Origin of the sequence: Eggerthella guodeyinii (assembly GCF_009834925.2) — a bacterium.
GTDB lineage: Bacteria > Actinomycetota > Coriobacteriia > Coriobacteriales > Eggerthellaceae > Eggerthella > Eggerthella guodeyinii.
In genome coordinates this window covers 873017-887594 of sequence record NZ_CP063310.1, presented here as the reverse complement: position 1 = coordinate 887594, position 14578 = coordinate 873017, and the positions used below count along the sequence as shown (strand labels likewise).

Here is a 14578-nt window from a genome sequence, read left to right as displayed (position 1 = left end):
GCATGCTCGACATCCACCCGGCACGAACCCGGCCGGGCGGAACGAACCAAGAACCAAAGAGAACCGCACAAGGAGCAAGGGAGGAACCACCATGAAGAGCACCACCGGACTATCGCGCCGCGCATTCTTGGGCCTCGGCGCCACCGCCGCTGTCGCCGCCGGAGCGGGGCTTGCCGGCTGCGCACCGCAGGCAAGCAGCGCCGGAGCCGAAGAAGGCTCCGCGAACGCCTCCGCCGCAAACGCGTCGAGCTGGAAGACGCCGCCGGCCGAGATCACCGACTTCGCGAAGGAGTACGACTGCGACGTCGTCGTCTGCGGCCACGGCTTCGCGGGCATCACCGCCTGCCGCGAGCTGGCCGAAGAGGGCAAGAAGGTCATCCTCGTCGAGAAGCAGCCCGAGGACACCTTCGCCGCCGTGGGCAACGAGGCCGGCACGCTCAACGCGAGCATCCTCAAAGAGCGCGGCGTGCCCGAGATCGACCCGGTCGAGTTCTTCCAGAACTGGATGACCATCACGGGGAACTACCCGAACCAGGAGCTCGTCATGAAGTACGCGCAGAACTCCGGCGCGAACATGGACTGGTACCTCTCGGACCTCACCGACGACGACCTCGCCACCATGACCACCGCCTTCTTCCCGCCCACCGAGCACCAGATGGACCACCTGGGCCCCATCAAGTTCTGGCCCAGCGTGTGCAGCTTCTACGGCGACTGCAACCAGACGAAGATCCACGAGTACAACCGCGCCGCCGCGAAGGCCGCCGGAGCCGAGTTCCTGTTCGGCACCGAGGCCCAGTACGTCATCATGGACGACGGCAAGGTGGCCGGCCTCGTGGCCACCAACAGCGACGGCAACCTGAAGTTCACCTGCAAGGCCGTGGTCATCGCGTGCGGCGGCTTCGGCGGCAACCCCGAGATGATGGCCGACCTCATCCCCGACATGGCCGGCGCGCTCGTGGGCGACGAGCAGCTCTCCTCGATGTCGGCGAACGACGGCCGCGGCGTGCAGATGGCCCACTGGGCCGGCGCGCACCTGGAAACCTGCCCCATCCCCGGCATGAACATGAAGGGCCTCTCGGTGCCGGGCAAGATGAACTGCCTGCCCCAGGCCGTGTGGATCGACGAGAACGGCAAGCGCTTCTGCAACGAGTACTACCCCACGTCCGAGCAGCGCGGCCTCTCCACCATCTACAAGACGCGCAAGGCGAAGTACGCCGTATGCGACGCGAACTTCCCCACGTACCGCCAGTACACCATCCCGCAGCATGCCGGCTTCACGGCCACGGACGAGAACATCGCCTCGCTGCAGGAGTCGCTCGACAAGGCGTACGCCATCTTCAAGGGCACCTACGAGGAGCCCGCGAAGGCCGAGGACGACAAGGGCGGCATGGGACCGGTGACCACCATCGAGTTCATCGCCGACGACACGCTCGAGGGCCTCGCGAAGCAGATGGGGCTCGAAGGCGACGCCGTCACCGCCTTCGTCGAGACCATCGAGAACTACAACAGCTACTGCGCCGCCGGCGCCGATCAGGAGTTCGGCCGCGACGAAGCCGTGCTGTTCCCCGTCGACACGGCGCCCTACTACGCCTGCACGTTCGAGCCCGAGCTGGGCGAGACGATGGTCACCTGCGGCGGCATCATCACCGACGGCGACCAGAACGCCCTCGATGAGAACTTCGAGCCCATCCCCGGCCTGTACGTGTCGGGCAACGACTGCGGCCGTCGCTTCGGCTACGAGTACATCACGCCCATCCCCGGCGTCAGCCTGGGCCTCGCCATCACGCTCGGCCGCGAATGCGGCAAAGCCGTGGGCGCGTTCCTCGGCTAACCCGCCATCCCTCCCGGACCGCCCCGAGTCCCTTTCGGGGCGGTCCGGCGATGTCCCTGCGCCCGCGTCGCCGCACCCCCTCCCCGGCGACGCGGGCGCGCCTCACATCATGCCCGAGCCGAACAGCACGAGGTCGAGCAGCTCCTGCTTGGAGTGGATGTTGAGCTTCTCGTACACGTGCTTGATGTGGGTGCGCGTCGTGTTGTGCGAGATCAGCAGCTCCTCGGCGATGTACTTCGCGCTGCGCCCCATCGCGATGAGCCCCAAGATCTCCACCTCCCGCGGCGTCAGCCCGTTCTCCAGCGCCAGCTTCTGGCAGTACGCCAGCAGCTCCGAGGGCAACTCCTCGCCCTCCGCCCCGCCGCGATCCTCGCCCGCCTCGGCAAGCTCCCGTTTCGGCTCCTCGTCCTTCGCCTCCTCGGCGCGCTTCGGCTTCCGCTTCGGCATCGAGCGGGCAAGCTGCCGCCCCACGCTGAAGAAGTACAGCGCCGTCAGCCCGCCCGCCGCCGCCATCGCGTACGACGAAAGGCCGAGCGTCGACACGCGCGCGATCAGCTGGCCGATGCACATCGCCTCGAACATGAGCCCCACTGCCAGCCCGCGAATGGCGTACACCGATTCGCGGATGTCGTAGGCGAAGATGGCGATGAGCAGCACCCACATGTTGCTCTCCCACAGCGCGTCCGGCGCGTTCGCGGGGATGGCAGCGCCTCCCATCACGAGGCCGATGGAGAACAGCGGGATATAGCACACGCAGAACGTGAGCACGGCGGATCCGCGCGGCGTCAGCGTCGAGCGATGCTGAGCGAACCGGCTCATGAGCCAGCAGCAGAACACCATGAGGATCACCGCGAGCACCTCGAACAGCACCATGTAGTTGAGTCCCGACGACAGCACGTCGTTCTCGCGGCCCGACAGGTACACGCACGCGGCGCACCCGATGGCGAACGCGGCGGCCACCACCACGAGCACCTGCAACGCACGCGCGCCCTCGCCCAATCCCATCGTCTCGCCCTCGTCCGTCGGCTGGCTGGCGCGGATGATGCACGCGATGGTCACCAGCGGCAACGCCAGCAGAAAGCCTTGGCTGATGGTTTCGGAGAACGAGCTGACGCACCGGAAGGCAAAGTAGCACACGACGGCCACCGCCAACGCAGGGTCGAGGTAGAACGAATCGCCCTCGGGCCGCGATGCATGGATCGTCGACGTCCAGATGACGATGATCCACCCGCACGCCAACCCCAGCAACGCCCCCGCCACGTAGAACAGCAGCACGCCCACCACCGGCAGCATCGACACAAGCGCGAGCGTCGCTCCCAGCGCCGCCACCACGCTGACCGCCGGAACGCCCAACGCCGATTCCGCGAACCGCCGCACCTTCAGCAGCGGCCGGGCCAGCAAGTGCGCCATAATGGTCGACGCGATAACCACGAGAAAGAACGTCGACAGCTCGTCGGCGGTGCGATCGACCCCGATGAAGTACAGCGCTCGAATGACCATATGCGACGTGAAGAAATACAGCACCCCGATACCCACGTCGAGTATCGTCGGACGCACGAAGAGCACCGGGCTCCCCTCGTCAGCGGCAATCCCTTTATCCATGACTCCCCTTCCATGGGCGCGATCCCGTGGCCCCAGTATAGAGGATGGGGCTAAGAAGAAATAACGCATTTCGAGTGATACCGCAGCTCTTGGGCGCAGGCCAGCCCAATGCCACACTTTGAGTGACGCGCGCCGACGCCCCTGCGCCTAAGCTGTCCCCATCGAACCACCGATCAAGGAGGGAACCATGGGAACAGCAAGATCAATGGACCGTCGAAGCTTCCTCAAAGGCGCCACGGTGGCCGGGGTGGCCGGAGCGGCCGCTGCAGCCGGCACGTTCGGCCTGGCCGGGTGCGCGCCGCAGGATAAGGAAAGCGTTGCCGCCGCGTCGGGCGACCTCGTCCTCGATGCCGAGAAGTTCCAGAGCGCGAAATGGAACTTCGAGATCCCGCCCGAGCCCGTGGACGAGAGCAAGATCACGAACACCGTGGAGTGCGAGATCCTCGTCATCGGCGCCGGCGTGGGCGGCCTCGTCACCGCCGCGTCCGCCGTCGAGGAGGGCGCCGACGTCGTGCTCATCGCCTCGAGCGACGGCCCCGTGTCGCGCGGCGGCTCCAACGCGGCGTTCAACACGCGCCTGACCCACGAGCTGGGCCTCGACTTCACCCGCGAGCAAATCGAGCCCATCTTCCAGGAGATATTCGCGTCGAACAGCTTCCGCCTCGACCAGGAGAAGTGGTGGCTCGTCTACGACGAGTCGGGCAACGCCATGAACTGGCTCATGGACAAGATGGAACCCTACGGCATCTCCACCGTCATCGAGAACAACCAGCGCGACGGCGGCACCGACTGGTGGGACGGCGGTCCGCTCAAAACGCTCAACGTGTCGCACTCCTTCGTCGCCGAGGGCGCCCAGGCCGCCGGCGCGTCGCAGCAGATCGTCGTCGAGGCCCTGGCCGAGGAGATCCAGAAGGGCGGCGGCCAGATCTTCTACAGCACCACCGCCGTGCAGCTCGACCGCGAAGGCGACAACACCGGACGCGTCACCGGCTGCGTCGCGAAGCACAACAGCGAGTACACGCGTTACACGGCAACGAAGGGCGTCGTGCTGGCCACGGGCGATTTCTCGCAGGACAAAGACATGGTGGCGAAGTACTGCCCCATAGCGCTGCCCTTCGGCTACGGCGGCGTCTACGACGGCAGCGGCCTCAAGCTGGCGCTGTGGATCGGCGCATCCTGGCAGAAGTACACGCCGAACGCCCCCATGCTGGCCACGATGGGCGACGAGGTGCTCCCGTGCCGCTGGTGGGCGGAAGGTGCGCTCACCACGTTCCCCGGCCTGCTCGTGAACAAGAAGGGCGTGCGCTACTCCAACGAGAACTGCACGTACGGCTACATGCCCTACCCGCAGCGCGTGCAGCCCGACGGATGCGCGTTCCTCATCTGGGACGAGAACTGGGTGCGCGACTCCGCCCCCTGGCAGAGCGACCGCGTGGGCGGTGAGGCGCGCGACACGCAAGAGGTCTACGACGCCATCGCCGCGCTGTTCGATCCGAACACCGATTGGACCACCACCGACGAGTACGCCGGCTTCGACGCCACCATGGCCGAGAACGCCGTCAAGGCCGACACGCTCGAGGAGCTGGCCGACGGTCTGGGCCTCCCCCGCGAGGAGTTCCTCGCTCAGGTGGAGCGGTACAACTCGTACTGCGAGACGGGCCTCGACGACGAGTTCCACAAGGACAAGCGCTTCCTGCTGCCGGTGAAGCAGCCGCCGTTCTACGGCATCAAGAACGAGCCCTACACGCTGTGCATCACGGGAGGCCTCAACACCGACATCCAGATGCACGTGTGCGATTCGAACAACGATCCCATCCCCGGCCTGTACGGCGTGGGCACGGTCGTGGGCGACATGTACGGCGACGTGTACGACTACAAGGTGCCCGGCATCAACCTGGGCGGCGCCTGCACCACGTTCGGCTACCTGCTCGGCAAGAACCTGAGCGCCGGAACCTGGTAGGACCTTCCCTCCCCCTACGACGAAGGCGGCCCCTCGGCCGCCTTCGTCGGTTTCCGCCGCATTGCGCACGCGGCGCGGTTACTTCACGGCGACCCAGCTTGCGTACTCCGCCATCTGCGCCGTCATGGCATCTTTTTCGTCCTGAGGAATCGAACCCCAGCCGTCGAACGGCTGCGTCAGCCCCTTGACCACCGCGACGTAGTTGCCGGGCATCACCGTTGACGAGCCCGCTTTCTCGCACATGAATTGCCCTTGCGGGCCCCATGCGTCGGTGTACATCGTCACGCCGAACACCTCATCTGTCTCGGTGTTCCTGACCGTGGTGCTGTAGCCTACGCCCAGCTCGGTGTCGGTACCCTTGCTCTGCTCGTCGATGGTGTAGGCGTCATCGTAGTCGTACGCGAGCACGCCGCGCCACGATTCGGGCACCACCACCGTGTAGTACGGCGTGTCGATGGTGCGCTCGACAAGCGACCGGTCCTCCTCCGTCGGCTGCTCCACTGCCGGCTGCTCAACCGGCGCTTCCGCGTCCTCACCGGCATCCGTCGCCGGCTCGCTCGTCGCACAGCCGGCAAGGCCCAGCGCCGCGACGAGCGCGACCGACAGCACGGCCGCCCTCGCGCCGCGCATCATCGGCATCCTCATTCAGCGTCCAGCTTACCCAACGCCGCCTCGAACGCATCCGCGCCGCCGAACGCCTCGCCGCCGAAATGCGCCAGCAACGTCTTCACCGCAGCGATGTCCGCCGTGCGCTCCTCGTGCGTCCGCATGTTGCGCACCTTCACCTGCCCGGCGGCCAGCTCGTCGGGACCCAGCACCGCCACGATGGAAACCCCCAGCTTGTCGGCCAGCTTGAACTGGCTCTTCAAGCTGCGGTGTTGGTGGTCCATCTCGCAGATCAGGCCGGCGTCGCGAGATGCCTGCATGAGCGAGAACGCCTCGCCGCGCACCGAGTCGTCGACGCACGCCACGAAGAAATCGCAGCGATGCGCCGCCGGGAACTCGTAGCCCGTCGCCTGCAGCGCCAGCGCGCAGCGCTCGTAGCCCAGCGCGAAGCCGAAGCCGGGCGTGGGCCGACCGCCCACTTCCTCCACCAGCTTGTCGTAGCGACCGCCGCCGCCGATGGCGTTTTGGCTGCCCATGCCCTCGGTCACCTGCACCTCGAACACCGTGCGCGTGTAGTAGTCCAAACCGCGCACGAGCTTCGGGTCCTCCTCGAACGCCAGATCGGCGCCCGCGAGGTACCCCTTCACCGTCTCGTAGTGCTCGCGGCAGTCATCGCACAGATGATCGGTGATCTTCGGCGCATCGGCCATCACCGCGGCGCATCCGGGGTTCTTGCAGTCGAACGCACGCAGGGGGTTGATCTCGGCACGGCGCTTGCACTCGTCGCACAGCTCGTCGGCGTGCGCGTCCATGTACGCCTTCACCGCATCGCGGTAGGCGGGGCGGCATTGCTCGCACCCCATCGAGTTCACCAGCAGCCGCGTGGATTCCACGGGGATGCCGATGGTCGCGAAGAAGCGCATGAGCATGATGATGCCCTCGGCGTCCACGCTGGGATCCTCGGCACCCAGGCACTCGATGCCCACCTGGTTGAACTGACGCTGGCGGCCCTTCTGAGGACGCTCGGCACGAAACATCGGACCGGCGTACATGAGCTTCGCAGGAGCCGCACCCTGCGGCACGAGGTCGTGCTGCGCGACCGCGCGCACCACGCCGGCCGTGCCTTCGGGGCGCAGCGACAGGCGGCTCTTCACCTTGATGGTTCCGCCGGCCACCAGCTTGTTGAGGTTCTCGCCCGAGATGGCCGTGAACATCTCCTTCGACACGACGTCGGTCGCCTCGCCGATACCGCGCACGAACAGCTCCGTCTGCTCGAAGATGGGCGTCTCGATGGTCACGTATCCGTAGCGGCCGAACAAATCGGCTGCCGTCGCCTTGAAATACGCCCAGAATTTCGCCTCGTCGGGCAGGAGGTCTTTCGTTCCTTCGGGAGCTTGCAAAGCCATGGCGTATCCTTCGTCTCGCGCGTTCTGAATCGGTCTATTGTAGCGCAAACTGCAGCGCGACCGCCATCACTCGCCCAACGAACGGAGCACGTTCACGAGCGCGTCGTCCGGACGGTAACGCAGACGCAGCGCCAGCAGGTTGCGGGCCACAGGGAACAGGCCGGCATCGACGGCCGCCGCCGCGCCCGAGCCCAGCGCGTCAAGCACCTCGGCGGTCGGCGCCACCGGCACCGCATGCTCCGCCAACGCCTCGTCGACGATCTCCTTCCCCGGCAGCACGACACCCGTCTCCTCGACGAGCTCCTGCAGCTCAGCCGTGGCCTGCAACGCCATCGACGACGAGGTCATGAGCGATTTGAGGTAGCACGCCGCGCCAGCCTGAGGTCGCCCCGCCTTCCACAGCACGTACGCCAGCTGGTAGTAGGCCATGGCGATGTCGTTCGGCTGCACGGCGATCAGCAGCCCTTCCTGCAGCACCTCGGCCGCATTCTCCATGTCGCCCACCAGCATGTACGCGCGTCCGAGCTGCCGGTACCCGGCAGCCGTCGCCGGCCCTATCTCGATGGCCCGCTGCCCGAACCGCAGCGCCTCCTCGGTACGCTCGAACGAGTGCTCCAGAAGCTGCGTGATCTCCAGATGGCACAGGTAGTAGGAATCGGGAACCAGCTCAACGCGCTTGTCCACGTCCGCGGACGCACGCGCCGGAGCGCCCGCGCCGCGCCGCGCGCGGTTGTACAGCACGCGCGACGCATACGAATCGAACGCGCGGTACACGGTGGTCGCACCGTCCACGAACCCATCGAGCGCCGCCGCCTCGCCCACGGCGTCGATGAGCACCTGCACCGCCGCTTCCGGATCGTTGGTCGCCAGCGTGCGCGCACGGCCCAGCGCCACCAGGCAGCGATCGTCCCCGAGGAAGCGTCCCACCACGGCGTTCTGGTCGCCCATGTCGATCTCGCCCTCGGCGAGCGCCGCCATGAGCCGCGTGCAAGCGGCAACCGCCCGATCATCGTCTTTCGCCGCCGCCTCCTCTTGCGCCGCGCGCACGATGCGGATGGCATCCGTCGCACTCGAAGCGCGCACGATGCGGTCGGCCAGCTCCTCGGCCATGCGCCGCCGCGCGGCATCGAACGTGATGCGCACGTCCCTGCAGCGATCGGCACCCAGCGCGACCCGCGCGGCCTCCGCCAGCTCGCCGTCCACGACCTCCGGCATGCGCCGCCGCAGTTCGAAGGACTCGAGCCCCTCCACGAACGAGAACGCTTCCGCTTCTTCAACGTCGAAGCGCGCATCGCTCGCCAGGTACGGCGGCATCGGATCGCCCGCGCGCGCCTCTTCGAAACGGCCGAACGCCTCGTAGGTTTCCCTGCTGAACGTCGCCTGCACGAACGCTCGCTCGCGCGACTCCTGCGGAAACTCGCCCGCATTCTCGCTCGACGAAGCAGCCGCCGCGCCCGCCTGCGGATGCGCTGCAACGTCGACGCGACGCATCGCCGGCGAGGCGTCGAACGCCGCGGCAGCCAACACCAGGCCCAGATGCAGCGCGTAGCGATGCGCTTGAGCATCGCGCTCCTCGTCCGTCGCCCGCTCCCAGCCGGTTCCTCCTCGCCACGAGTGCGCCGGCATGAGCGACGCGCCCGGCACGGTCAGTTCGACCGCCGCCGCGCCCGCCGCCGCATCGCAGCGCATCGCCGCATCGATGCGCACCGGAAGACGCAGACGCTCCAGCGTCGCGCCCAATGCGCAGCGCACGTCCCATTCGCCCGCGCTCGCATCCGTCGCCCCGGGTGCATCCGCGAGGTCGCCCGCACCAGGATGCTGCGCGGCCACCGTCTCCAACAAGTAGGCGTCCCAGCGGGCGCAATCCGCCTCGGTCGCCAGCGAGGCGCGATCGCCGAACGCCTCGCCCACCAGAAGGAACCGGTTGAGCGCCGCTTCAAGCGCCCAAACCGTCTCGACGGGGAGGGGAGCATCCTCATCCTCGACGCCCAGGTAGTACGTGTTGGCGTAGCGAGCCGTGCGCACCAAACGCAGCGCCTCGTCCTTCACCCCCGCCAGCTCGTCCAACCCCGCGTCCGCCAACCAGCGCGCCAAGCAGCTGACGAGCGCCGGGGGACGGCACACCGGATCGTTCTCCGCGCAACGCGCATCGGCCACGATCGACCGCATCGCCGTGAGGGGCTTGTCGCCGCGCAGCCGCTCGTGCACGCCCTCCAAACCGCGCTCGGGCACCTCCGACGCGCCGAGCGAAGGCCGATGCACGAACGCCAAGTAGGCCCGCGCCATCGCATCGTCGTACGAAAGGTTCGCGCCATAGGGCCCGAAATCGTACCAGGAATCGAACAGGGTATAGCGCCCGCGCACGCACCGGTACTGCGCCACCTCGCGCTGCGACCCGTCGCCTCCGCGCACGTACACGCACCCCAGCTCCTCGCCCGCCGTCGTTTGGCTCGGCAGCTTCGCGAACGACAGGTCGGGAACGCGCGCAGGCGGCACGGCAGACGGCTCCCGGAGGGAGAACGCGCGTCCGAACGGATCGACGTACGCCAAGATGACGAGGTCGTTCTTCTCGATGAATTCGACGACGTACGAGCCGCCCGCAGCCGGCATCGGCAACCCTTTGGCCACCCAGCCGTATGCGCCGGCAAGCCCCTCCTGCTTCCCGGGAATCGGGGGCACCGCGCCTTCCAGCACGCAGCGCTTCACCCCCAGCAGCAACTCCGCCGCGCCGAGACGATACCTGCCTTGTTCATCGAGTTGCTGCACCGCTTCATCCTTCCGTCGTCTCCTTGCAGCATAGCATGACCGCATGACCGAACAAAGAAAAACACTCCCGGGCCAGGCCACGGGAGTGCTCGCTAACCACCTGCGATCCGGCGATCAGTGATGATGGTTGCATGCGTTGTCGGCGCTCATCACCGGCACGCTGCCAGCGGCCACCAGCTTCGCCGCATCGCCCACGATCGGCGTCTGGTTCTCGAAATACACCGTGATGCCCGCCTGGTTGAAGCCCATGAGCGGGCGCATGCCCATACCCGCCGCCACGATGGCATCCACCCCGGCATCGGCCAGCAGCCCGACCGGGCGCAGGCAGCCGCCCTCTTCGTGCGGAGGGTTCGCCACCGTGCTCGTGCCCGCGATCTCGCCGTCCGCGATCTCCACCACGGTGAAGCAGTCGCAGTGGCCGAAGTGGCCGGCACGCTGGGAGTCGAGGCCCGCTTCGCCCATCGTCGGCACCGCCAGTTTCATCGTTTCGCTCATCTCGTCCTTCTTTCGCTCGTGTCCGTTTTCTCTGCCTACGCATCTAAGCGTTGTTCCGCTCCAGCTCAGCCAAGCCGCCTTCGAGCAGATCGACCAGCAGGTCATCGAGGTGACGGCGCGCCCGAAGCGCGTCGAGCCACTGTTCGGCCAGTTCAACACCTTGCTGAGTCAATTCGTACTCGCGACGGCGCGGCCCCGATTCCTCGTCGCACCAGCGGGAGACCACCGCGCCTTCGTCCTCGAGGCGCCGCAACGACCGGTACAATCCGCCCACGTCGACGTCCACCTCGCCGTCCGTTCGGTCGAGGATGGTCTTGCGCATGTCGTAACCGTACCCGCCCGCGTACAGCAGCGCCGCCAGCGCAGCCGGTTCCACCAACGCCCCGCCACCGCCACCGCGGCGTCGACAGCACGGTTGGCGCGCCTCGCCCTCGCCGCCGCAATCGCCCTGCGGCATAGGCCTCACGTCCCTTCGCAATCGCCTACCTCTATATGCTAACAACATCTATACTCCTCTAGCATGTATGTTGTCAACATATATCAGGCAAGAATCGTGCCGAAGGCGGAACCGCATCGGTCGGTCGCCGCCCGCGCCCTCCGGGCGCGGCGCGCCCGCTGAGGGGCCCGGCGCAAAGGAAAAGGGCCCCCGATCCTGGCCGGATCGGGGGCCCCTCGGGCCTCTCGGCGGAAACGGAAACGCCCTGGGCGAGCGCGACGTCCTGTCCTCCCACGGGCTGACCCCGCAGTACTTTCGGCGATGGCAGGCTTAACTGCCGGGTTCGGAATGGGACCGGGTGATCCCTGCCTCCATGGTCGCGCTCGCGCAGGGCGTTCCCGCGCGGGCCTCATATGGCCCCGCCCGGCGGCCGCGGACCCTCCGCGCCACCCTGGCGGTTGCACAGCGCTCGTGACTTCACGGTCGCGAAACCGAGAATGTGTTTGCGAAGAAGAGCTCGGGCTATTAGTACCGCTCGCCTGAAGCGCTCGCGCGCCTTGCAGCTGCGGCCTATCGACCTCGTGGTCTGCGAGGGCCCTTACCGGAAAGAGGACTCATCTTGGAGACGGCTTCCCACTTAGATGCTTTCAGCGGTTATCCGTGCCGGACGTAGCTAGGCAGCCGTGCCGTTGGTCGACAACTGCTGCACCAGAGGTCCGTCCACCCCGGTCCTCTCGTACTAGGGGCAGACCTCCTCAATCCTCTTGCGCCTGCGGAGGATAGGGACCGAACTGTCTCACGACGTTCTGAACCCAGCTCGCGTACCGCTTTAAATGGCGAACAGCCATACCCTTGGGACCGACTTCAGCCCCAGGATGCGATGAGCCGACATCGAGGTGCCAAACCTTGCCGTCGATGTGGACTCTTGGGCAAGATCAGCCTGTTATCCCCGGAGTACCTTTTATCCGTTGAGCGACGGCCATTCCACTCTGTGCCGCCGGATCACTAGAACCGACTTTCGTCTCTGCTCGGCTTGTGGGCCTCGCAGTCAAGCCCGCTTGTACTCTTGCGCTCTGCGAACGATTGCCAACCGTTCTGAGCGGACCTTTGCGCGCCTCCGTTACATTTTAGGAGGCGACCGCCCCAGTCAAACTACCCGCCTGACACGGTCCCCCCGCCGGATCACGGCCGGGGGTTAGATCGCCAACGCGACGAGGGCAGTATTCCAAGGCCGGCTCCACCCGAGCTGGCGCCCGGGCTTCGAAGCCTCCTGCCTATCCTCTACGCGCCGAGCCAACGATCAATGTCAAGCTGCAGTAAAGGTTCACGGGGTCTTTCCGTCCTTCCGCAGGTAATTCGCATCTTCACGAATAATACAATTTCACCGGGTCCATGGTTGAGACAGCGCCCAAATCGTTACGCCATTCGTGCAGGTCGGAACTTACCCGACAAGGAATTTCGCTACCTTAGGACCGTTATAGTTACGGCCGCCGTTTACTGGGGCTTGGCTTCAGAGCTTCGCCGTGAGGCTGACCCATCCGCGTAACCTTCCAGCACCGGGCAGGCGTCAGACCCTATACGTCGTGTTGCCACTTAGCAGAGTCCTGTGTTTTTGATAAACAGTCGCTTGGGCCGTTTCGCTGCGACCCCCGGCCGCTCGGGGAGCAAGTCCCGTCACCGCCAGGGGCACTCCTTCTCCCGAAGTTACGGAGTCAGTATGCCGAGTTCCTTAACCATGGTTCTCCCGATCGCCTCGGTATGCTCTACCTGCCCACCTGTGTCGGTTTTGGTACGGGCGCCGATGTCCCTTCCTAGAGGTTTTTCTCGGAAGCATGGGCTCGCCGACTTCAGCATAAGCTTTCGTCTCGCGTCTCAGGCTGCATGATGCGCTGATTTCCATGCGCATCGCCCTACGCGCTTTCACGGGGACGTCCAGAACCCCGCTCGGCTACCCTTCTCCGTCACCCCGTCGGTACAACGGTCCATCGGCGGTACAGGAATGTCCGCCTGTTGTGCATCGGCTACGCCTCTCGGCCTCGCCTTAGCTCCCGACTGACCCTGGGAGGATTAGCCTTGCCCAGGAACCCTTAGGCTTACGGCGGCGGCGTTTCTCGCGCCGCTCTCGTTACTCATGCCAGCATTCTCACTTCCCCGCGCTCCACCGAGGGTCGCCCTCTCGGCTTCTCCGCTGCGGGGAAAGCTCCCCTACCACTAATATGAATTAGTCCGCTGCTTCGGTGTTATGCTTAGCCCCGTGAATTGTCGGCGCATGTCCACTTGACCAGTGAGCTGTTACGCACTCTTTAAATGCATGGCTGCTTCTAAGCCAACATCCTGGTTGTCTAGGCAAACGCACATCCTTTGCCACTCAGCATAAACTTGGGGACCTTAGCAGGCGGTCTGGGCTGTTTCCCTTTCGAACACACAGCTTAGCCCACATGTTCTGACTCCCGGCCTCTGATCCGACGGCATTCGGAGTTTGGTTCGTGTCGGTAGGCGGTGAAGCCCCCTCGACGATCCAGTGCTCTACCGCCGTCGGAGAACGGCCGAGGCTAGCCCTAAAGCTATTTCGGGGAGAACGAGATATCTCCGGGTTTGATTGGCCTTTCACCCCTATCCACGGGTCATCCCCTCCGTTTTCAACCGAAGTGGGTTCGGCCCTCCACGGGGTCTTACCCCCGCTTCAGCCTGCCCATGGATAGCTCACCCGGCTTCGCGTCTGCAGCATGCGACTAAAACGCCATCTTAAAGGCTCGCTTTCACTGCGGCTCGCTTAAAAGCTTAACCTCGCCGCATACCGCAACTCGCTGGCTCATTCTACAAAAGGCACGCCGTCACCCCGCTCGGGGGCTCCGACTGCTTGTAGGCGCACGGTTTCAGGTACTGTTTCACTCCCCTCTCGGGGTGCTTTTCACCTTTCCCTCACGGTACTGGTTCGCTATCGGTCACAGGAGAGTGTTCAGCCTTGGAGGGTGGTCCCCCCTGCTTCGCACCGGGTTTCACGTGCCCGGCGCTACTCGGGTGCCTCACTCGGAGGCTGCGGGGATTCGCGTACGGGGCTCTCACCCGCTCCGGCCGGCCTTCCCAGGCCGTTCCGCTTCCGCGCAGCTTTGTAACTCCGTCCATGGTATAAGGCCCATGGAGTGTGTGGTCCCACAACCCCTCATGCAGCAACGCCCTTACGCTTACACGTGCATGGGTTTGGGCTGGTCCGGTTTCGCTCGCCGCTACTACCGGAATCTCGGTTGATTTCTCTTCCTCCGGGTACTTAGATGTTTCAGTTCCCCGGGTTGCCTTCTCCCGCCCTATTTGATTCAGGCGGGGATGGCCAGGCATGACCCTGGCCGGGTTCCCCCATTCGGAGATCTTCGGATCGATGGCCGTTTGCGCCTCCCCGAAGCTTATCGCAGCTTGCCGCGTCCTTCATCGACTTCCTGTGCCAAGGCATCCGCCGTGCGCCCTTAATATCTTCTTCT

The 14578-nt window shown here is 65.7% G+C and carries 8 protein-coding genes and 2 rRNA genes; 2 read left to right on the top strand and 8 right to left on the bottom strand.

The features are described 5' to 3' along the window. Window positions 1-91 precede the first annotated feature (91 nt). Window positions 92-1831, top strand: coding sequence for an FAD-dependent oxidoreductase (locus tag GS424_RS03555; protein ID WP_160943470.1), 1740 nt, complete (start codon window positions 92-94; stop codon window positions 1829-1831). Between the two features lie 102 nt (window positions 1832-1933). On the opposite strand, the gene GS424_RS03550 is transcribed toward GS424_RS03555, so the two are convergent. Continuing rightward, entirely contained in the window at window positions 1934-3433 is a 1500-nt protein-coding gene (locus GS424_RS03550) for a helix-turn-helix transcriptional regulator (protein WP_160943471.1), read from the bottom strand. A gap of 187 nt (window positions 3434-3620) precedes the next feature. On the opposite strand from GS424_RS03550, the gene GS424_RS03545 reads away from it, so the two are divergent. Next, window positions 3621-5393 (top strand): FAD-dependent oxidoreductase, encoded by a 1773-nt coding sequence (locus GS424_RS03545; protein ID WP_160943472.1) that lies wholly within the window; start codon window positions 3621-3623, stop codon window positions 5391-5393. Window positions 5394-5471: 78 nt separating this feature from the next. Here GS424_RS03545 and GS424_RS03540 read toward each other — a convergent pair whose 3' ends face one another. From GS424_RS03540 to GS424_RS03510, 7 genes are all read right to left on the bottom strand, one after another. Continuing rightward, window positions 5472-6026, bottom strand: a complete 555-nt coding sequence (locus GS424_RS03540; RefSeq protein WP_160943473.1) for a hypothetical protein — start codon at window positions 6024-6026, stop codon at window positions 5472-5474. 8 nt (window positions 6027-6034) lie between these two features. Then, a complete protein-coding gene (gene hisS, locus GS424_RS03535; RefSeq protein ID WP_160943474.1) occupies window positions 6035-7405 on the bottom strand; it encodes a histidine--tRNA ligase in 1371 nt (456 codons plus the stop codon). A 66-nt stretch (window positions 7406-7471) separates the two neighbouring features. After that, entirely contained in the window at window positions 7472-10171 is a 2700-nt protein-coding gene (locus tag GS424_RS03530) for a hypothetical protein (RefSeq protein WP_160943475.1), read from the bottom strand. 114 nt (window positions 10172-10285) lie between these two features. Further along, entirely contained in the window at window positions 10286-10666 is a 381-nt protein-coding gene (locus GS424_RS03525; protein WP_160943476.1) for a NifB/NifX family molybdenum-iron cluster-binding protein, read from the bottom strand. Window positions 10667-10709: 43 nt separating this feature from the next. Next, a complete protein-coding gene (locus tag GS424_RS03520; protein ID WP_160943477.1) occupies window positions 10710-11123 on the bottom strand; it encodes a PadR family transcriptional regulator in 414 nt (137 codons plus the stop codon). Window positions 11124-11372: 249 nt separating this feature from the next. After that, window positions 11373-11487: ribosomal RNA gene (gene rrf / locus GS424_RS03515) — 5S ribosomal RNA — on the bottom strand. A 120-nt stretch (window positions 11488-11607) separates the two neighbouring features. Next, window positions 11608-14577 (bottom strand): 23S ribosomal RNA (locus tag GS424_RS03510). Window position 14578: the final 1 nt, after the last annotated feature.

Excerpts from the sequence above, each read along its gene's own strand:
- GS424_RS03520 (WP_160943477.1), bottom strand. The coding sequence starts at position 11,123 with ATGCCGCAGGGCGATTGCGGCGGCGAGGGCGAGGCGCGCCAACCGTGC.
- GS424_RS03545 (WP_160943472.1), top strand. The coding sequence starts at position 3,621 with ATGGGAACAGCAAGATCAATGGACCGTCGAAGCTTCCTCAAAGGCGCC.
- GS424_RS03540 (WP_160943473.1), bottom strand. The coding sequence starts at position 6,026 with ATGATGCGCGGCGCGAGGGCGGCCGTGCTGTCGGTCGCGCTCGTCGCG.
- hisS (WP_160943474.1), bottom strand. The coding sequence starts at position 7,405 with ATGGCTTTGCAAGCTCCCGAAGGAACGAAAGACCTCCTGCCCGACGAG.
- GS424_RS03555 (WP_160943470.1), top strand. The coding sequence starts at position 92 with ATGAAGAGCACCACCGGACTATCGCGCCGCGCATTCTTGGGCCTCGGC.
- GS424_RS03525 (WP_160943476.1), bottom strand. The coding sequence starts at position 10,666 with ATGAGCGAAACGATGAAACTGGCGGTGCCGACGATGGGCGAAGCGGGC.
- GS424_RS03550 (WP_160943471.1), bottom strand. The coding sequence starts at position 3,433 with ATGGATAAAGGGATTGCCGCTGACGAGGGGAGCCCGGTGCTCTTCGTG.